This is a genomic window from Salmonella sp. 32082101201600294FB01SM01, from assembly GCF_017572865.1.
Taxonomy (GTDB): Bacteria; Pseudomonadota; Gammaproteobacteria; order Enterobacterales; family Enterobacteriaceae; genus Salmonella; species Salmonella enterica.
On record NZ_JAGESB010000006.1, the window covers coordinates 1 to 18,086 of the forward strand.

At 52.1% G+C, this 18,086-nt stretch carries 16 protein-coding genes and 1 rRNA gene; 9 read left to right on the plus strand and 8 right to left on the minus strand.

All coding sequences use genetic code 11. The features are described from left to right. Nucleotides 1-139: 139 nt before the first annotated feature. Nucleotides 140-255 (plus strand): 5S ribosomal RNA (gene rrf / locus J4645_RS20050). Nucleotides 256-558: 303 nt separating this feature from the next. Here the strand turns inward: rrf and mobB are convergent. Then, a complete protein-coding gene (gene mobB, locus J4645_RS20055; RefSeq protein WP_072206356.1) occupies nt 559-1,074 on the minus strand; it encodes a molybdopterin-guanine dinucleotide biosynthesis protein MobB in 516 nt (171 codons plus the stop codon). Further along, nucleotides 1,071-1,655: a molybdenum cofactor guanylyltransferase MobA gene (gene mobA, locus J4645_RS20060; RefSeq protein ID WP_001631527.1), complete on the minus strand. Its 585-nt coding sequence runs from the start codon at nt 1,653-1,655 to the stop codon at nt 1,071-1,073. Before mobA ends, mobB begins: the two co-directional genes overlap by 4 nt. A gap of 69 nt (nt 1,656-1,724) precedes the next feature. Between mobA and J4645_RS20065 the strand changes: the two genes are divergently transcribed. The 3 genes from J4645_RS20065 to dsbA all read left to right on the plus strand — a co-directional run bounded on the left by J4645_RS20065 (nt 1,725) and on the right by dsbA (nt 3,697). Further along, nucleotides 1,725-1,994, plus strand: a complete 270-nt coding sequence (locus J4645_RS20065; RefSeq protein ID WP_000649858.1) for a YihD family protein — start codon at nt 1,725-1,727, stop codon at nt 1,992-1,994. Between the two features lie 76 nt (nt 1,995-2,070). Continuing rightward, the gene (locus tag J4645_RS20070) at nt 2,071-3,057 is read left to right on the plus strand and encodes a serine/threonine protein kinase (protein WP_023214976.1); all 987 of its coding nucleotides are present in this window, start codon (nt 2,071-2,073) and stop codon (nt 3,055-3,057) included. A 16-nt stretch (nt 3,058-3,073) separates the two neighbouring features. After that, nucleotides 3,074-3,697, plus strand: a complete 624-nt coding sequence (gene dsbA, locus J4645_RS20075; RefSeq protein ID WP_000725364.1) for a thiol:disulfide interchange protein DsbA — start codon at nt 3,074-3,076, stop codon at nt 3,695-3,697. A 12-nt stretch (nt 3,698-3,709) separates the two neighbouring features. Here the strand turns inward: dsbA and J4645_RS20080 are convergent, their stop codons facing one another. Beyond that, nucleotides 3,710-4,618, minus strand: coding sequence for an acyltransferase (locus tag J4645_RS20080; protein ID WP_000196902.1), 909 nt, complete (start codon nt 4,616-4,618; stop codon nt 3,710-3,712). A gap of 387 nt (nt 4,619-5,005) precedes the next feature. On the opposite strand from J4645_RS20080, the gene polA reads away from it, so the two are divergent. After that, a complete protein-coding gene (gene polA / locus J4645_RS20085; protein WP_000249961.1) occupies nt 5,006-7,792 on the plus strand; it encodes a DNA polymerase I in 2,787 nt (928 codons plus the stop codon). A 334-nt stretch (nt 7,793-8,126) separates the two neighbouring features. Here polA and yihA read toward each other — a convergent pair whose 3' ends face one another. Continuing rightward, entirely contained in the window at nt 8,127-8,759 is a 633-nt protein-coding gene (gene yihA, locus J4645_RS20090; protein WP_000183327.1) for a ribosome biogenesis GTP-binding protein YihA/YsxC, read from the minus strand. A 239-nt stretch (nt 8,760-8,998) separates the two neighbouring features. On the opposite strand from yihA, the gene J4645_RS20095 reads away from it, so the two are divergent. From J4645_RS20095 to hemN, 3 genes are all read left to right on the plus strand, one after another. Continuing rightward, a complete protein-coding gene (locus J4645_RS20095) occupies nt 8,999-9,223 on the plus strand; it encodes a hypothetical protein (protein ID WP_023214975.1) in 225 nt (74 codons plus the stop codon). A gap of 118 nt (nt 9,224-9,341) precedes the next feature. Next, a complete protein-coding gene (gene yihI, locus J4645_RS20100; RefSeq protein ID WP_023207337.1) occupies nt 9,342-9,857 on the plus strand; it encodes a Der GTPase-activating protein YihI in 516 nt (171 codons plus the stop codon). A 188-nt stretch (nt 9,858-10,045) separates the two neighbouring features. Then, nucleotides 10,046-11,419 carry an oxygen-independent coproporphyrinogen III oxidase gene (gene hemN, locus J4645_RS20105; RefSeq protein ID WP_000003520.1) on the plus strand — a complete coding sequence of 458 codons (1,374 nt, stop codon included), beginning with the start codon at nt 10,046-10,048 and terminating at the stop codon, nt 11,417-11,419. Nucleotides 11,420-11,508: 89 nt separating this feature from the next. On the opposite strand, the gene J4645_RS20110 is transcribed toward hemN, so the two are convergent. The 4 genes from J4645_RS20110 to glnA form a co-directional block, all read right to left on the minus strand. Further along, nucleotides 11,509-11,619 carry a YshB family small membrane protein gene (locus J4645_RS20110; protein ID WP_001578131.1) on the minus strand — a complete coding sequence of 37 codons (111 nt, stop codon included), beginning with the start codon at nt 11,617-11,619 and terminating at the stop codon, nt 11,509-11,511. A gap of 112 nt (nt 11,620-11,731) precedes the next feature. Continuing rightward, on the minus strand, nt 11,732-13,141 hold the full coding sequence (glnG, locus tag J4645_RS20115) for a nitrogen regulation protein NR(I) (RefSeq protein WP_023215528.1): 1,410 nt from the start codon (nt 13,139-13,141) through the stop codon (nt 11,732-11,734). Between the two features lie 8 nt (nt 13,142-13,149). After that, complete coding sequence (gene glnL, locus J4645_RS20120) at nt 13,150-14,199, minus strand: nitrogen regulation protein NR(II) (protein ID WP_000146192.1); 1,050 nt, start codon at nt 14,197-14,199, stop codon at nt 13,150-13,152. A 274-nt stretch (nt 14,200-14,473) separates the two neighbouring features. Further along, entirely contained in the window at nt 14,474-15,883 is a 1,410-nt protein-coding gene (gene glnA / locus J4645_RS20125; protein ID WP_001271699.1) for a glutamate--ammonia ligase, read from the minus strand. A gap of 375 nt (nt 15,884-16,258) precedes the next feature. On the opposite strand from glnA, the gene typA reads away from it, so the two are divergent. After that, nucleotides 16,259-18,082 (plus strand): ribosome-dependent GTPase TypA, encoded by a 1,824-nt coding sequence (typA, locus tag J4645_RS20130; RefSeq protein WP_000572064.1) that lies wholly within the window; start codon nt 16,259-16,261, stop codon nt 18,080-18,082. Nucleotides 18,083-18,086: the final 4 nt, after the last annotated feature.

Genomic DNA, 18,086 nt, shown 5'->3' on the forward strand with positions numbered 1-18,086 from the left:
AGTACGCAATAATTTGCGCAGCAGCAAGGCGGCAAGCGAAGGAAAGGAAGGAGCATACAGAAGTATGTGACTGACTTTACGAGCGCAGGCAACGCCGCTGATGCGATAAAGAATTGCGTACAGAGCATAAAAGAATTTGCCTGGCGGCCGTAGCGCGGTGGTCCCACCTGACCCCATGCCGAACTCAGAAGTGAAACGCCGTAGCGCCGATGGTAGTGTGGGGTCTCCCCATGCGAGAGTAGGGAACTGCCAGGCATCAAATTAAGCGAAGGGCCCTGTCGGAAGACAGGGCCTTTTGTTTTTGTCTGTAGTCTGCCGGTGAGCGCTCTCCTGAGGAGGACAAATCCGCCGGGAGCGGATTTGAACGTTGCGCAGCAACGGCCCGTAGGGTGGCGGGCAGGACGCCCGCCATAAACTGCCAGGCATCAATTTCGTGAAGAAGCCCATCCTGACGGATGGGCTTTTTTGCGTGTGTGGTAACTGTAAAAATGCAGGCCTGATAAGCGCAGCGCCATCAGGCAACCTGCACCGCCGGATGGCAGCTTCGCCTTATCCGGCCTACAAGGAATGTGCTTTCTCTAACCACCGCAAAATGAAGACAGAAATCTGCGATACATCATTAAGATCCAAAACGGGTACCGCTACGGCAAGTGGAATATCACTGGCAACCGCAATAACATGCTCATCAAGAATTAATTCTTCCTCGTTGTGCCCACATCCCTGACGAAAAAGTAAGATCTTCGCAACTGCTTCGTGTTTAAACCCTTCTACCAGCACCATATCTAGCTTTGATGCATCCATCCGGCTCACCAGCCATGCCAGATCCAACTCTTCTTGCTCCGGCGTTTCAGTCATTAACGCCCAGCGCTGCTGACTGGCAACCAGCGTCTGTGCCGCCCCGGCCTTACGTAATTCGTAGCTATCTTTACCCGGTTTATCGACATCCATATCATGATGGGTATGCTTAATCAGCCCTGGCCGAATACCGTGCGCACAAAGTGCTGGGATCAGTTTTTTCAGCAGTGTTGTTTTTCCCGTGCCGCTCCACGCGGCAATGGCGAGTAGCGGTATCATGGTCTCTTTTGCCATTTCGCGAGTTCCTCCGGCGTGTTGACGTTCACAAATGCCTCCTTACAATCGCTGAAATCAACGGCGTGTCCGCCTACCTGGCGCATAAAAATCATTACCCGCCGCTCGCCTGCTTGCAAATAATCTGTCAACTGGGGCTCAACGGCACGATTAATCAACGCGATCGTTGGATGATCGCGTTCTCCATCATGAACCCAAACCACGGGTGCGCCATGACGCTGCGCTGCTAAACGATCGACCAGGTTGTGGGGGATACAGGGATTGTCACAGGGACAAAACAGAAACCAGTCGCCTGCTACCTGCTGAAAAACGGAAAGCATACCCGCCAGCGGACCGGGAAAGTCAGCGATTGAATCCGGAATGACTTTCAGGCCGCTGGCCTGGTAGATATCCAGATGGCGATTAGCACTAATGACGACCGTAGCAAGTTGTGGCGCGAGCGCGTCGGCAACGTGTCGCCAGAGCGGTTTCCCGTCCAGTTCAAGCAGACCTTTATCCGCACCTCCCATCCGCCGGGCTTTACCGCCTGCCAGCACCACGCCGGTTATTACTTCATCCAGATTCACCGATATCGCCTCTTTTATTGTGGGATTGACCCTGCTACCGTGTCTGTATCAAGAATAAGGAGCACAGCTATGAAATGTAAACGCCTGAATGAAGTCATTGAACTCCTCCAGCCAGCCTGGCAGAAAGAGCCTGATCTTAATCTGACGCAATTTTTGCAGAAACTGGCGAAAGAGTCAGGTTTTGACGGCAAACTGGAAGATTTAACTGATGATATCCTGATCTACCATCTGAAAATGCGCGATTCCGCCAAAGATGCCGCCATTCCAGGGATTCAAAAAGACTATGAAGAGGACTTTAAAACGGCGCTTTTACGCGCCCGCGGCGTTATTAAAGAGTAAAACCTTGTAAGCGGCGCCACCGAAATCGTCACGAAATGATATCCTGAATCATTCGTAGTATTTTCCGGATGATGGGATGAACGACAACGCTTTTACTTTCCAGACGCTACACCCGGAAACCATCATGGATGCGCTGTTTGAACAGGGGATCAGGGTGGATTCCGGGCTGACTCCACTAAACAGTTATGAAAACCGCGTCTATCAGTTTCAGGATGAAGACCGTCGACGTTTTGTCGTTAAGTTTTATCGTCCTGAACGCTGGTCTGTTGATCAAATTCGGGAAGAACACCAATTCGCGCTTGAACTGGTGAAGGATGAGGTTCCGGTTGCTGCTCCGCTCGCGTTTAATGGCCAGACGCTGTTAGCGCATCAGGGCTATCATTATGCCATTTTCCCCAGCGTAGGCGGTCGTCAGTTTGAAGCAGACAATATCGATCAGATGGAGGCGGTAGGGCGTTATCTTGGCCGATTGCATCAGACGGGGCGAAAACGTCCTTTCATTTTCCGGCCTGACATTGGGCTTGCAGAGTATCTTTTTGAACCTCGCCAGGTATTCGAAGATGCCGCACTGATTCCCTCAGGGCAAAAAGCGGCTTTCCTGAAAGCCACTGATACTCTACTGTCTGCAGTTACCGAATGCTGGCGCCCCGATTTCGCCACGCTGCGATTGCACGGCGATTGTCATGCCGGCAACATTCTATGGCGTGATGGACCGCTGTTTGTCGATTTAGATGATGCCCGTAACGGCCCGGCGATACAGGATTTATGGATGCTGCTGAACGGCGACAAAGCCGAACAGCGAATGCAGCTTGAAACCATTATTGAAGCTTATGAAGAAGTTAGTGAGTTCGATACGGCTGAAATTGGCCTCATTGAACCTTTACGTGCCATGCGTTTAGTTTATTATCTTGCCTGGTTGATTCGTCGTTGGGGCGATCCTGCGTTTCCAAAAAACTTTCCCTGGTTAACAGGGGAAGATTACTGGCAGCGACAGACAACGACTTTTATTGAGCAGACTAAAATTTTGCACGAACCCCCTTTACAATTAACGCCAATGTATTAATCGGAGAGAGTTGATCATGAAAAAGATTTGGCTGGCGCTGGCTGGTATGGTTTTAGCTTTTAGCGCCTCGGCAGCACAGATCAGCGACGGTAAACAGTATATCACGCTGGATAAACCGGTCGCTGGCGAACCCCAGGTACTGGAGTTTTTCTCCTTCTACTGCCCACATTGTTATCAGTTTGAAGAAGTGCTTCATGTGTCTGACAATGTGAAGAAAAAGCTGCCGGAAGGCACCAAAATGACCAAGTACCACGTTGAGTTCCTGGGGCCGTTGGGCAAGGAGCTCACCCAGGCATGGGCGGTGGCGATGGCGTTGGGTGTAGAAGATAAAGTCACGGTCCCGCTGTTTGAAGCCGTACAGAAAACCCAGACAGTACAATCTGCCGCGGATATCCGTAAAGTGTTCGTTGATGCGGGCGTCAAAGGCGAAGATTACGATGCGGCATGGAACAGCTTCGTGGTGAAATCACTGGTTGCGCAACAGGAGAAGGCCGCGGCTGACCTGCAACTGCAGGGCGTTCCGGCGATGTTCGTCAATGGCAAATACCAGATTAACCCACAAGGCATGGATACCAGCAGCATGGATGTTTTTGTTCAGCAGTATGCTGATACCGTGAAATATTTGGTTGATAAAAAATAAAAAGAACGCCGGTCACTGACCGGCGTTTTTATAAGATGTTTTAATCTCTTCTATCTGTATATCTTTCTTATCCCACAGCGTATTAAGCCAACGTTGAAAACGGCGTTTGAATGTTTTGTCGTTCACGTAATCGCCGTGCAGTTCTTCATTTATGGGTTCCAGTTGCACCCGAACAACAATACGCGTCAGCCTACCGCTTAGCATATCGTAGAAGGGGTGACGATCGTTGTTTGGGTAACACAACGTAATATTAAGCAGCTTATCGAACTGTGAGCCTAAAACATTAATCGCCATTGCAATACCGGCTGCTTTTGGCGGCAACAGATGTTGATAGGGGGAATGCGTTTGCTGGCGTTTCTCATGCGTAAATCGCGAGCCTTCAACAAAGTTAACGATAGTGGTGGGATACCGACGAAACTTTTCGCAAGAGCGACGAGTTGTTTCAACATCTTTGCCGCGTCGATCGGGGTGGCGGAGCAGGTAGCTACGGGAGTAGCGCTTCATAAACGGCATATCTAATGCCCAGCACGCCAGGCCAATGAACGGCACCCAAGCCAATTGCTGTTTAAGAAAGTACTTATTCATTGGGATATGCTTGCGGAACAGAACGCAAAGCACAACGATATCGGCCCAGCTGCGATGATTACAAATCAGTAAATACCAATTTTTCTTGCTCAGTCCTTCTAATCCTTCTACATCCCATTGCAAGTGCGGATTAAGGCGTAACAGCGCTGCAAGACCAGCACACCAGCAATACATCATGAAATTGCAGAAAATGGAGACCTTGCGCCAGATACCGGGAACAGGCAAAAGGAGTTTTACCATACCGGCAACGATGATCGGTACTGAACAAACAATAGTGACCAGGATGGTCAATACGATACTCAATGGGAGCGTGATAGCCGCGAGTATTCTCGTCATAATAAATTATTCAAAAGTTAGCCATAAACGGTGCGCGAAAAGGGCGCAAGAGGCTGATTCTATCAGAAAACGATGCTAATGATGGCGCTGAGTGAAATAGAAACACTCGTAACAACTATCCACATTATGATAACGGCATGAATCAGATAATCAGAAAAACGTGATGTTAACAACTCATTGAAAATAATGGGTAATTATTAAGAGGAGAAGGCTATCGCGCTGATTTTAAAGTAATGGTAAGAATTTACACACAAAGTTATCCACAGGTTTTTTTGCGAGCGATCCTGAAGATCGACAAAACTTTTCCGCAAATGCGGCGAAAAACTCAAGTTTTCCTCCTGTATGTGGCATCCTTTAACCATAATCTGTTAAACAGGCACGGACATTATGGTTCAGATCCCAGAAAATCCACTTATTCTCGTAGATGGCTCATCCTATCTCTATCGCGCCTATCATGCGTTTCCGCCGTTAACCAACAGCGCGGGAGAACCTACGGGCGCAATGTATGGTGTCCTCAACATGTTGCGCAGCCTGATCATGCAGTATCAGCCGACGCATGCTGCGGTGGTGTTTGACGCCAAAGGAAAAACCTTCCGTGATGAGCTCTTTGAACATTACAAATCGCATCGCCCTCCGATGCCGGATGATCTGCGTGCGCAAATAGAGCCGTTACATGCCATGGTTAAAGCCATGGGGTTACCTCTGCTGGCGGTCTCTGGCGTAGAAGCGGATGACGTTATCGGTACACTGGCGCGGGAAGCGGAGAAGGTGGGGCGTCCGGTATTAATCAGCACCGGTGATAAAGATATGGCACAGTTGGTGACGCCGAATATTACGCTGATCAACACCATGACTAACACCATCCTCGGCCCGGATGAAGTCGTTAATAAGTACGGTGTGCCGCCTGAGCTGATTATCGACTTTCTGGCGCTGATGGGGGACTCCTCGGATAATATTCCGGGCGTACCTGGCGTGGGTGAGAAGACGGCGCAAGCCTTGCTTCAGGGATTGGGCGGCCTGGATACGCTGTACGCCGAGCCGGAAAAAATTGCCGGTCTCACTTTCCGCGGCGCCAAAACGATGGCCGCTAAATTAGCGCAGAATAAAGACGTAGCGTACCTGTCTTATAAACTCGCCACCATTAAAACGGATGTTGAACTGGAGCTGACCTGCGAACAGCTTGAAGTACAGCAGCCGATTGCGGATGAACTGCTGGGCCTGTTTAAAAAATATGAGTTTAAGCGCTGGACGGCGGACGTTGAGTCCGGCAAATGGCTACAGGCAAAGGGCGCGAAACCGGCGGCCAAACCGCAGGAAACGGTCGTTATTGATGAATCGCCCAGCGAACCGGCAGCGGCGCTCTCTTATGAAAATTATGTCACTATTCTGGACGACGTTACGCTGGAAAGCTGGATTGAAAAGCTGAAAAAAGCGCCAGTTTTTGCTTTCGACACGGAGACCGACAGCCTGGATAATATCGCCGCCAACCTGGTGGGCCTCTCGTTTGCCATCGAACCTGGCGTTGCCGCGTATGTACCTGTCGCGCATGATTATCTGGACGCTCCGGATCAAATCTCCCGCCAGCGTGCTCTGGAACTGTTGAAGCCGCTGCTGGAAGATGAAAAAGTGCGCAAAGTGGGGCAAAACCTCAAGTACGATCGCGGCGTCTTGCAAAATTACGGTATTGAGCTGCGCGGTATCGCCTTCGATACCATGCTTGAGTCTTACATTCTGAACAGCGTCGCCGGACGCCATGATATGGACAGTTTGTCCGATCGTTGGCTGAAGCACAAAACTATCACCTTTGAAGACATTGCCGGTAAAGGTAAAAACCAGCTCACCTTTAACCAGATCGCACTGGAGGAAGCGGGGCGCTATGCGGCAGAAGATGCGGATGTCACGTTACAGTTGCATCTCAAAATGTGGCCAGAGCTCCAGCAGCACAAAGGCCCGCTGAATGTTTTCGAAAACATCGAAATGCCGCTGGTGCCGGTACTGTCACGCGTTGAGCGCAATGGCGTAAAAATCGATCCTGCCGTCCTGCACAAACATTCGGAAGAAATCACACTACGTCTGGCGGAACTGGAAAAGAAAGCGCATGACATTGCGGGCGAGGCGTTCAACCTGTCCTCAACGAAGCAGTTGCAGACTATCCTGTTTGAAAAGCAGGGTATTAAGCCGTTGAAGAAAACGCCTGGCGGCGCGCCGTCAACGTCGGAAGAGGTGCTGGAAGAGCTGGCGCTGGACTATCCGCTGCCGAAAGTGATTCTGGAGTATCGTGGTCTGGCGAAGCTAAAATCCACCTATACCGATAAGCTGCCGCTGATGATTAACCCGAAAACCGGGCGCGTCCATACGTCCTATCATCAGGCGGTAACGGCGACGGGACGTTTATCGTCCACCGATCCGAACCTGCAAAATATTCCGGTGCGCAATGAAGAAGGCCGCCGCATTCGTCAGGCATTTATTGCGCCTGAGGATTATCTCATCGTATCTGCGGACTATTCACAGATTGAGCTGCGTATTATGGCGCATCTTTCCCGTGATAAAGGACTGCTTACGGCGTTCGCCGAAGGGAAGGATATTCACCGCGCAACGGCGGCGGAAGTCTTTGGCTTGCCGCTGGATAGCGTGACCGGGGAGCAACGCCGAAGTGCGAAAGCCATTAACTTTGGCCTGATTTACGGGATGAGCGCCTTCGGTCTTTCTCGCCAGCTTAATATTCCGCGTAAAGAGGCGCAGAAGTATATGGATCTCTACTTCGAACGCTACCCTGGCGTGCTGGAATATATGGAGCGCACACGCGCTCAGGCAAAAGAACAAGGTTATGTGGAAACGCTGGAGGGACGCCGCCTTTACCTGCCGGATATTAAATCCAGCAACGCGGCGCGGCGCGCGGGGGCGGAACGCGCGGCGATCAATGCTCCCATGCAAGGAACGGCTGCCGATATCATCAAGCGCGCCATGATTGCCGTCGATGCCTGGCTACAGGCCGAGCAGCCGCGCGTGCGGATGATTATGCAGGTACACGATGAATTAGTGTTCGAGGTGCATAAAGACGACTTAGATGCGGTATCAAAACGTATCCATCAGTTGATGGAAAACTGCACGCGTATTGATGTGCCGTTGCTGGTGGAAGTCGGTAGCGGAGAAAATTGGGATCAAGCGCACTAAGCATTTAAGGAATAACGCGCTTTTTTCGTAATTAAGCAACATAAGCACGGGGGTTTTGTGATGGGTATTAGAATTCCCTATGTAAAGAATGAAAAAAAATTACGAAAAGGTCTTTCTGTGTTGCTCAAAAAAGAGTAAAGTTATTCACGTAGGGTACAGAGGTAAGATGTTCTATCTTTCAGACCTTTTACTTCACGTAATCGGATTTGGCTGAATATTTTAGCCGCCCCAGTCAGTTTATGACTGGGGCGTTTTTTATTGGGCGTAAAAAAAGTTTCGCTCGCACCGTAGGCCGGATAAGACGCGCAGCGGCGCCATCCGGCATAGCGGATGATTATTCCCCGTCCTGAATCTCTTCGACCGGTGCCAGTTCGCTAAACCAGCTATCCAGCTTCTGACGTAACTTATCCACTCCCTGCTTTTTCAGCGAGGAAAACGCTTCTACCTGCACATCGCCATTAAAGGCCAGCACGGCTTCACGTACCATATTCAACTGCGCCTTGCGCGCGCCGCTGGCCAGTTTGTCCGCTTTGGTCAGCAGAACCAGAACCTGGATATTGCTCTCTACAGCCCACTGGATCATCTGCTGGTCGAGGTCTTTCAACGGATGGCGGATATCCATTAAAACGACTAAGCCCTGTAGGCTTTGACGTTTCTCCAGATATTCCCCCAGCGCGCGTTGCCACTTGCGTTTCATCTCTTCCGGGACTTCCGCGTAGCCATAGCCCGGCAGGTCGACCAACCGTTTGCCATCTACGACTTCAAACAGGTTAATCAATTGGGTACGGCCCGGCGTTTTAGAGGTGCGCGCAAGGCTTTTTTGGTTGGTCAACGTGTTCAGGGCGCTGGATTTGCCTGCATTGGAACGGCCAGCAAAAGCCACTTCAATTCCGCAATCGGAAGGTAAATGGCGAATATCAGGCGCACTCATCACAAAATGCGTCTGTTGATAATTCAGGTTAGTCAAAGCGGTCGTCTCCGTCAGTCAAAGCATTGTGGCGATTATACCTGAACGCCAGCAAAAGACGGATTTTTCGGCGCGGCGGTGCTGTAAGTAAAAGCCATACGCTTTGTGAGACATTGTCCATTGCACTTATGCGACATGACAGAGTCGTTGTCAGGCTCAAAGCCAGTTAATATAGTTAAATCATGAATTTATAGAAAGGTAATTGTCTGAAAAAAAGGGATTTGCCGTGTCGGTATCTTGTGAGTTTACCCCAAAAGAGTAAAGTAATGCACATAGCGAGGACGCTAACAGGATCAACGACTCAGGATGAGGGTCAGGAGCGCCAGGAGGCGAAGACACAGGATTGTCAGGAAGACAAACGTCCGGAGACGTTAGTAAAAGGAAATGGAAACAACATGGAATGTTTCAGGCTAAGGGAAAAACAGGGCGTGTTGATAGCCAACAGGGATGGTGGAACCCGTTAAGGGTCGTGAGTCAAGAAAAAAGGCGGCAGATTACTCTGTCGCCTTTTTTCTTTGCTTGCTTTCTGCTAGATTCCGCCTCAATTCTATACTGAATAAAACGGCTTAAAGATCTGACATCATGAAAAAACCAACCTCTGCACCGCGCAGTAAAGCCTTTGGCAAACAGCGTCGTAAAACGCGTGAAGAGTTAAACCAGGAGGCGCGCGACCGTAAACGCCTGAAAAAACATCGCGGTCATGCGCCGGGAAGTCGCGCGGCGGGCGGCAATTCCGCTTCGGGCGGCGGCAATCAGAATCAACAAAAAGATCCACGCATTGGCAGTAAAACACCTATTCCATTGGGCGTGACTGAAAAAGTGACCCAACAGCATAAACCGAAAAGTGAGAAACCTATGCTTTCACCGCAGGCGGAGTTGGATTTACTGGAAACGGATGAGCGCCTGGATGCGCTGTTAGAACGTCTGGAAGCGGGCGAAACCCTGAGTGCGGAAGATCAAGCCTGGGTAGATGCCAAACTGGATCGTATTGATGAACTGATGCAGAAGCTTGGTCTGTCTTACGATGACGACGAAGAAGACGACGAAGAGGACGAGAAGCAGGAAGATATGATGCGCCTGCTAAGAGGCGGCAACTAACGGATTTACACCGTGGGCTTGCCCGTCCTGCTTATAACCCTTCCGGTTATATGTTATCTGGTGTGGTTATTCGTTAAACTACAGCGATTGTCGCGGCGACAGAAATGGCTGCGCAGCCGGCTTGCCGCCCGTCATGGCGCGAAGCCGGTACGCCGTACCCGCCAGAGACGCCATCGGAAGGAGTGAGCATGTCTGAACAGCAAATAGACTGGGATCTGGCCCTGATCCAGAAATATAACTATTCCGGGCCACGATATACCTCGTACCCAACCGCGCTGGAGTTTTCTGAAGACTTCGAGGACGCCGCATTCTTGCAGGCTGTGGCGCGTTATCCTGAACGTCCGCTCTCGCTGTATGTGCATATCCCGTTTTGTCACAAGTTGTGTTATTTCTGCGGCTGCAACAAGATTGTCACCCGCCAACAGCATAAAGCTGACCAGTATCTTGACGCGCTTGAGCAGGAAATTCGCCATCGCGCGCCGCTGTTTGCAGACCGTCATGTCAGCCAGCTTCACTGGGGCGGCGGTACGCCTACTTACCTGAATAAAGCGCAAATCAGCCGCTTAATGACGCTGTTGCGTGAAAATTTCCACTTTAATACCGACGCGGAAATCTCGATCGAAGTCGATCCCCGTGAAATTGAGCTGGATGTGCTCGATCATTTACGTGCGGAAGGTTTTAACCGCCTGAGTATGGGGGTGCAGGACTTTAATAAAGAGGTGCAGCGCTTGGTTAACCGCGAGCAGGATGAAGAATTCATCTTTGCGTTGCTTAATCACGCCCGCGATATCGGCTTTACCTCGACCAATATCGATTTGATCTACGGTCTACCGAAACAGACGCCGGAAAGCTTCGCTTTCACGCTGAAGCGTGTGACGGAACTGAACCCCGATCGTTTGAGCGTCTTTAACTATGCGCATCTGCCAACGCTTTTTGCCGCCCAGCGTAAAATTAAAGATGCCGATTTACCCAGCGCGCAGCAGAAACTGGATATTTTGCAGGAGACGATCGTATCGCTTACTCAGGCCGGTTATCAGTTTATCGGGATGGACCATTTTGCCCGTCCGGACGACGAACTGGCCGTCGCGCAGCGCGAAGGCGTGCTGCACCGTAATTTTCAGGGCTATACGACCCAGGGCGATACCGATCTGCTGGGGATGGGGGTTTCTGCTATCAGCATGATTGGCGATGGCTACATGCAGAACCAGAAAGAGCTGAAGCGTTATTACCAGCAAGTGGATGAGCGGGGCAATGCGCTATGGCGTGGTATTACGCTGACCCGTGATGATTGCATTCGTCGCGATGTTATCAAAGCGCTGATTTGTAACTTCCGCCTGGATTTTAACGCTGTCGAACAACAGTGGGGTTTGCATTTCGCTGAGTATTTTGCCGAAGATTTGCAGTTACTGTCGCCGCTGGCAAAAGATGGGCTGGTGGATATTAGCGAGAAGGGAATTCAGGTGACGGCGAAAGGTCGTTTGCTGATCCGCAATATCTGCATGTGCTTTGACGCGTATCTGCGCCAGAAAGCGCGGATGCAGCAGTTCTCGCGCGTCATTTAGCCGGGTTGCCCGGTGGCGCTGCGCTTACCGGGCCTACACGTTGCGACAACCTGTAGGCCGGATAAGCATTAGCGCCATCCGGCACATTGTCAGCTGAACAGTCCCACCAGCGCGGCACACAATACGGCGGCTAGCGCAGTTTGTGGCGTGTGGCTGTCGACCGCTCCACTCGATACCAGATTAATAATAGATTCTAACATAATGAATCCCCCCGTTTGCCGGGCATGATCATACTGAACTCATCGGAACAGTAAAGCGCAAAATAGCAGCGTTTTGCGCTCAATTATTAATCTTTACACTCGCGGGTAATGCTTACTCCATTCCCAGCTCTTTCAACTTCCGCGTTAGGGTGTTTCGCCCCCAACCGAGCAGCCTGGCGGCTTCCTGTTTATGACCCTGCGTATGGCGTAACGCCGTGGTCAGTAGCGTTCTTTCCAGTTCTGGCTGCGCTTCAGAAAGCAGGTTTTGATGACCGGATCGCAAGGCGCGGTCCGCCCATTGCGCCAGTAATGTAGCCCAGCTATCCGGCGGCAGGTGGGACGGGCTATCCGGCGCCGAGGCTTCAAACAGTTCGCCCGGTAAATCCTGGATCAATACCTCCTGTCCGGCGGCCATGACGGTGAGCCAGCGGCAGGTATTTTCTAACTGACGCACGTTACCAGGCCATGCCAGGCGCGTTAACGCCGTTTCGGTTTCCGGATGTAATAATTTGGCTTCCACGCCTAATTCACGGGCGGCGACCTGCAAAAAATGGCGCGCCAGGCGCGGAATATCCTCACGGCGCTCGCGCAACGGCGGAAGATGGATACGAATCACGTTCAGGCGGTGGAACAGGTCTTCGCGGAATTTCCCTTCCTGAACGCGTCGTTCGAGGTTCTGGTGGGTGGCGGCGATAATGCGCACATCCACTTTTACCGGCGCGTACCCGCCCACGCGGTAGAACTGTCCGTCAGCCAGCACGCGTAACAGACGAGTCTGGACATCCAGCGGCATATCGCCAATTTCGTCCAGAAACAGCGTGCCGCCGTCAGCCTGCTCGAAACGGCCCTGCCGGATGGTATTCGCCCCGGTAAAAGCGCCTTTCTCATGGCCAAACAGTTCGGATTCAATCAAATCTTTCGGGATGGCCGCCATATTGAGCGCGATAAACGGCGCTTTGGCGCGCGGGCTATGACGATGTAGCGCATGGGCGACCAGTTCTTTACCAGTTCCTGATTCGCCGTTAATCAACACGCTAAGCGAAGAACGCGACAGCCGACCAATAATGCGAAACACATCCTGCATGGCGGGCGCTTCGCCTATCATGTCTGTTGTCGGGCCGTTAACCTCGATATTACGCGGTTGCTGCTGCTCCTGATAGTGGCTAATCGCGCGCTCGACCAGAGCGACGGCTTCATCAATATCAAACGGTTTAGGCAGATAATCAAACGCCCCCTGCTGATAGGCGCTCACGGCGGCATCTAAATCGGAATGCGCGGTCATAATGATGACCGGAAGCATCGGGTGACGCTGTTTAATCTGCTTTAATAGCGCCAGCCCGTCCATTCCCGGCATTCGGATATCCGACAGCAAGACGTCCGGCGTTTTACTGGCCAGCGCAGCCAGTACTTCATTACCATTCTCAAAGGTGGTACAGGTCAACCCTGCCCCGGCGAGAGCACGCTCAAGCACCCAACGGATGGAACTATCATCATCGACGACCCAGACTATTCCTCGTTGCATAAACACCTCTATTTCCGAATCGGCAGGTAAACCGAAAACTCGGTATGCCCCGGCCAACTGGTAAATTCAATTTTGCCGGCGTGTTGATCGATAAGATTGCGGGCGATAGATAACCCAAGCCCGGTGCCGCCTTCGCGACCGCTGACCATCGGGTAGAACAGCGTATCCTGTAAATGGGGAGGAATGCCCGGCCCATTGTCTTCAACGTCTATACGCGCCGCCAGGCGATAGCGTTCGCCATGCAGCGTTAACTGGAAGGCGGTACGGGTACGCAGCGTAATTTCGCCGCCATCCGGCCCCAGCGCCTGCAAGGCATTGCGGACAATATTCAGCAGTACTTGCTCAATTTGTTCCGGGTCATGCGGCAGTTCTGGCAGACTGGGGTCGTAATCGCGGATAAGCCGGACATTATCCGGCAGTTCCATCGACACCAGCGCCACCACGCGCTCCGCGACTTTATGTATGCTCTCGGTAATGTGCATTCCCGGGTGCTGCGGCCCCAGCAAACGATCGACAAGGTTGCGTAGCCTGTCGGCCTGTTCAATGATGACTTTGGTATATTCCGTTAGCGCCGGGTCGGGCAGCGCCTTGCTGAGTAGCTGCGCCGCGCCGCGCAGGCCGCCGAGCGGATTTTTGATTTCGTGCGCCAGACCGCGCACCAGATCGCGGGCGGCGATTTGCTGCGCGTGCTGCAACTGCTCCTGACTCAGACGACGCTGGTTATCCATCGGCGCCATTTCGAGCAGTATAAAATCGTCGGGCAGACGTTGGGCGGTCAAAGAGAGAATATGCGAGCGACTATCAATCACCAGCGTCACTTCGTTATCGGTAAAGCCTTGCCCTGCCGCTAAACTTTCGCGCATCAGGTCAATGTTTAACGAAAAATAGCTCAACAGTTCAGGTAACGGCGTCCCGAACAGTTTGCGTGAGCTTTGCGCGAGCAACTGCTGCGCGGCAGGGTTGGCGTAATGGATTGCCAGCGCGTCGTCGACCACCAGCACGCTGTTGATTAACGAATTGAGGATCTGCCCAGCATCGGGCTGTATGCCGCTTGCCATTCAGCAGTCTCCTGGAAAAGGTTGCACCATTTTAGTGCATTATAGCTTTTTACCACTAAAAAGCGCGTGAGATCAGATTGTTGGTGGAGAAAAAAGCCCATCCTGGGATGGGCTGAAAGTTTCCACGGCAACTCAAAAACTCCTGACGTCTTTCACGCTGCTGCTGCGTTGGCTGCCTTCGCTTACCCCAGTCACATCGCTATCTATGCTCCTGGGCATGTGCTCAGTTGCCGCCTTGCAGCAACGCGAAATTCGTCGGATTTTTAATATACGATTAAACGCTGTAGTACAGCTCAAACTCTACCGGGTGCGGGGTCATACGCACGCGGTCATCTTCTTCGCGACGCAGCGCAATATACGCATCGATCGCTTCATCAGTGAACACGCCGCCTGCTTTCAGGAACTCGCGGTCCAGGTCCAGCGCGTTCAGCGCTTCTTCCAGAGAACCCGCTACCTGTGGGATCTCTTTCGCTTCTTCCGGCGGCAGGTCATACAGGTTTTTGTCCATGGCTTCGCCCGGGTGAATCTTATTCTTAATCCCGTCCAGACCGGCCATCAGCAGGGCGGCAAAGCACAGATACGGGTTAGCCGCCGGGTCCGGGAAGCGAACTTCGATACGGCGCGCTTTCGGAGACGCCACCACCGGAATACGGATGGAGGCGGAACGGTTACGGGCGGAGTAGGCCAGCATCACCGGCGCTTCGTAACCCGGGACCAGACGCTTGTAGGAGTTGGTGGTCGGGTTCGCCAGGGCGTTGATAGCTTTGGCGTGTTTGATGACGCCGCCGATGTAGTACAGCGCCTGCTCAGATAGACCGGCATATTTGTCGCCAGAGAACAGGTTGGTGCCGTTCTTCGCCAGCGACATGTGGCAGTGCATACCGGAACCGTTATCGCCGAACATCGGTTTTGGCATAAAGGTCGCGGTCTTACCGAAGCGGTGAGCCACGTTATGTACGACATATTTGTAAATCTGAATTTCGTCGGCTTTTTTGGTCATGGTGTTAAAGCGGGTCGCCACTTCGTTCTGACCTGCGGTCGCTACTTCGTGGTGGTGCGCTTCAACGACCAGGCCCATCTGCTCCATGACCAGACACATTTCAGAACGGATATCCTGCGCGGAGTCAACTGGCGGAACCGGGAAATAACCGCCTTTCACGCCCGGACGATGGCCTTTGTTGCCGCCTTCGTACTTGGTAGAGGAGTTCCAGGCGCCTTCAATATCGTCAATCGCCACATGTGAGCCGGAGATAGATGCGCCGAAGCGGATGTCGTCGAACAGGAAGAATTCAGGTTCCGGCCCAAACAGGACGGTATCGGCGATACCGGTCGCGCGCAGGTAGTCTTCCGCACGTTTTGCGATGGAACGTGGGTCACGGTCATAACCTTGCAGAGTGCCAGGCTCCAGGATGTCGCAACGGATAATCAGGGTAGAGTCCGCGAAGAACGGGTCAATCACTGCGGTGGATGCGTCTGGCATCAGCACCATGTCGGATTCGTTAATGCCTTTCCAGCCGCCGATAGAGGAGCCGTCAAACATTTTGCCTTCTTCAAAGAATTCGGCATTTACCTGATGAGCAGGAATCGTGACGTGCTGTTCTTTGCCTTTGGTATCGGTGAAGCGCAGATCGACAAACTTCACTTCGTGCTCGTTCAGCATCGTCAAAACGTGTTCAGCGGACATACTTGTACTCTCCCGGATTGGTCATGGTCGGTCGTCGTGGTAACGAGATCTTCAATTCTGCTGGCCGTGTCGCCGTAAAAATATAAAGCGAAATCTGTGCCAACTTTCACATTGCCCCCAAAAGGCGTTATCATGCGCACCATCGTGCAAAAGGGCTGCACCACGGTGACTATGTTGCACCAAAATAGTGCTTCAATGTGAACATTAAGCACCACATTGGTGCAATAGAACGCAAGCCACCCTTTTAACGCTCCGTGAAAGCGATCACAAAGAGACTCTGCAATACTTGTTTGCGGAGGATGTTTGTGATCCTGTTTTGTAGTGCGATTAATCCGTGTACAATAACGCGCTATTTCTAATGCCTGAGGCAAAGTTGTGATCGAAAATTTGCGTAACATCGCCATCATCGCGCACGTTGACCATGGTAAAACTACCCTGGTTGATAAGCTGCTCCAGCAATCCGGTACGTTCGACGCGCGTGCCGAAACTCAAGAGCGAGTGATGGACTCCAACGATTTGGAGAAAGAGCGTGGTATTACTATCCTCGCTAAAAACACCGCTATTAAATGGAATGATTACCGTATCAACATCGTTGATACTCCCGGGCACGCTGACTTCGGTGGTGAAGTAGAGCGCGTCATGTCCATGGTTGACTCTGTGCTGCTGGTGGTTGACGCATTTGACGGCCCGATGCCGCAAACGCGCTTCGTGACCAAAAAAGCCTTTGCTCATGGCCTGAAACCTATTGTGGTTATCAACAAGGTTGACCGTCCTGGCGCGCGCCCTGACTGGGTTGTTGACCAGGTATTCGACCTGTTTGTTAACCTCGACGCGACCGACGAACAGCTGGACTTCCCGATCATCTACGCTTCGGCGCTGAACGGTATCGCGGGTCTGGACCACGAAGATATGGCGGAAGACATGACCCCGCTGTATCAGGCGATCGTTGATCATGTTCCGGCGCCGGACGTTGACCTCGATGGTCCGTTGCAGATGCAGATCTCCCAGCTGGACTACAACAACTATGTTGGCGTTATCGGCATTGGCCGTATCAAACGCGGCAAAGTGAAGCCGAACCAGCAGGTCACTATCATCGATAGTGAAGGGAAAACCCGTAACGCGAAAGTAGGTAAAGTGCTGACGCATCTGGGTCTGGAGCGTATCGACAGCGATATCGCCGAAGCGGGCGATATCATTGCGATCACCGGTCTGGGCGAGCTGAACATTTCCGACACCATCTGCGACCCGCAGAACGTTGAAGCGCTGCCGGCGCTGTCCGTTGATGAGCCGACCGTGTCTATGTTCTTCTGCGTTAACACCTCGCCGTTCTGCGGTAAAGAAGGTAAGTTTGTGACTTCTCGTCAAATTCTTGACCGTCTGAACAAAGAGCTGGTGCATAACGTGGCGCTGCGCGTTGAAGAAACCGAAGATGCGGATGCGTTCCGTGTATCCGGTCGTGGCGAACTGCACCTGTCCGTGCTGATTGAAAATATGCGTCGTGAAGGTTTCGAACTGGCGGTTTCCCGTCCGAAAGTTATCTTCCGTGAAATCGACGGTCGTAAACAAGAGCCGTACGAAAACGTGACGCTGGACGTCGAAGAGCAGCACCAGGGGTCTGTCATGCAGGCGCTGGGCGAGCGTAAAGGCGACCTGAAAAACATGAATCCGGACGGTAAAGGCCGCGTACGTCTCGACTACGTGATCCCAAGCCGTGGGCTGATTGGTTTCCGTTCAGAATTTATGACCATGACTTCCGGTACGGGTCTGCTGTACTCCACCTTCAGCCATTACGACGATATTCGTCCGGGTGAAGTGGGCCAGCGTCAGAACGGCGTACTGATCTCCAACGGTCAGGGTAAAGCGGTGGCGTTTGCGCTGTTCGGTTTGCAGGATCGCGGTAAGCTGTTCCTGGGTCACGGCGCGGAAGTTTACGAAGGCCAGATTATTGGTATCCACAGTCGCTCCAACGACCTGACGGTAAACTGCCTGACCGGTAAGAAGCTGACCAACATGCGTGCGTCTGGTACGGATGAAGCGGTGATTCTGGTTCCGCCAATTAAAATGAGCCTTGAGCAAGCGCTGGAGTTCATTGATGACGACGAACTGGTAGAAGTCACCCCAACCTCTATCCGTATCCGTAAACGTCACCTGACGGAAAACGATCGCCGCCGTGCGAACCGTGGTCAGAAAGAAGAGTAATTAA

What these genes read in the sequence shown, in the direction of transcription:
- mobB (WP_072206356.1), bottom strand. Translation starts at nt 1,074, where the DNA reads ATGATACCGCTACTCGCCATTGCCGCGTGGAGCGGCACGGGAAAAACA.
- J4645_RS20065 (WP_000649858.1), top strand. Translation starts at nt 1,725, where the DNA reads ATGAAATGTAAACGCCTGAATGAAGTCATTGAACTCCTCCAGCCAGCC.
- J4645_RS20070 (WP_023214976.1), top strand. Translation starts at nt 2,071, where the DNA reads ATGAACGACAACGCTTTTACTTTCCAGACGCTACACCCGGAAACCATC.
- dsbA (WP_000725364.1), top strand. Translation starts at nt 3,074, where the DNA reads ATGAAAAAGATTTGGCTGGCGCTGGCTGGTATGGTTTTAGCTTTTAGC.
- J4645_RS20080 (WP_000196902.1), bottom strand. Translation starts at nt 4,618, where the DNA reads ATGACGAGAATACTCGCGGCTATCACGCTCCCATTGAGTATCGTATTG.
- polA (WP_000249961.1), top strand. Translation starts at nt 5,006, where the DNA reads ATGGTTCAGATCCCAGAAAATCCACTTATTCTCGTAGATGGCTCATCC.
- yihI (WP_023207337.1), top strand. Translation starts at nt 9,342, where the DNA reads ATGAAAAAACCAACCTCTGCACCGCGCAGTAAAGCCTTTGGCAAACAG.
- hemN (WP_000003520.1), top strand. Translation starts at nt 10,046, where the DNA reads ATGTCTGAACAGCAAATAGACTGGGATCTGGCCCTGATCCAGAAATAT.
- J4645_RS20110 (WP_001578131.1), bottom strand. Translation starts at nt 11,619, where the DNA reads ATGTTAGAATCTATTATTAATCTGGTATCGAGTGGAGCGGTCGACAGC.
- glnG (WP_023215528.1), bottom strand. Translation starts at nt 13,141, where the DNA reads ATGCAACGAGGAATAGTCTGGGTCGTCGATGATGATAGTTCCATCCGT.
- glnL (WP_000146192.1), bottom strand. Translation starts at nt 14,199, where the DNA reads ATGGCAAGCGGCATACAGCCCGATGCTGGGCAGATCCTCAATTCGTTA.
- glnA (WP_001271699.1), bottom strand. Translation starts at nt 15,883, where the DNA reads ATGTCCGCTGAACACGTTTTGACGATGCTGAACGAGCACGAAGTGAAG.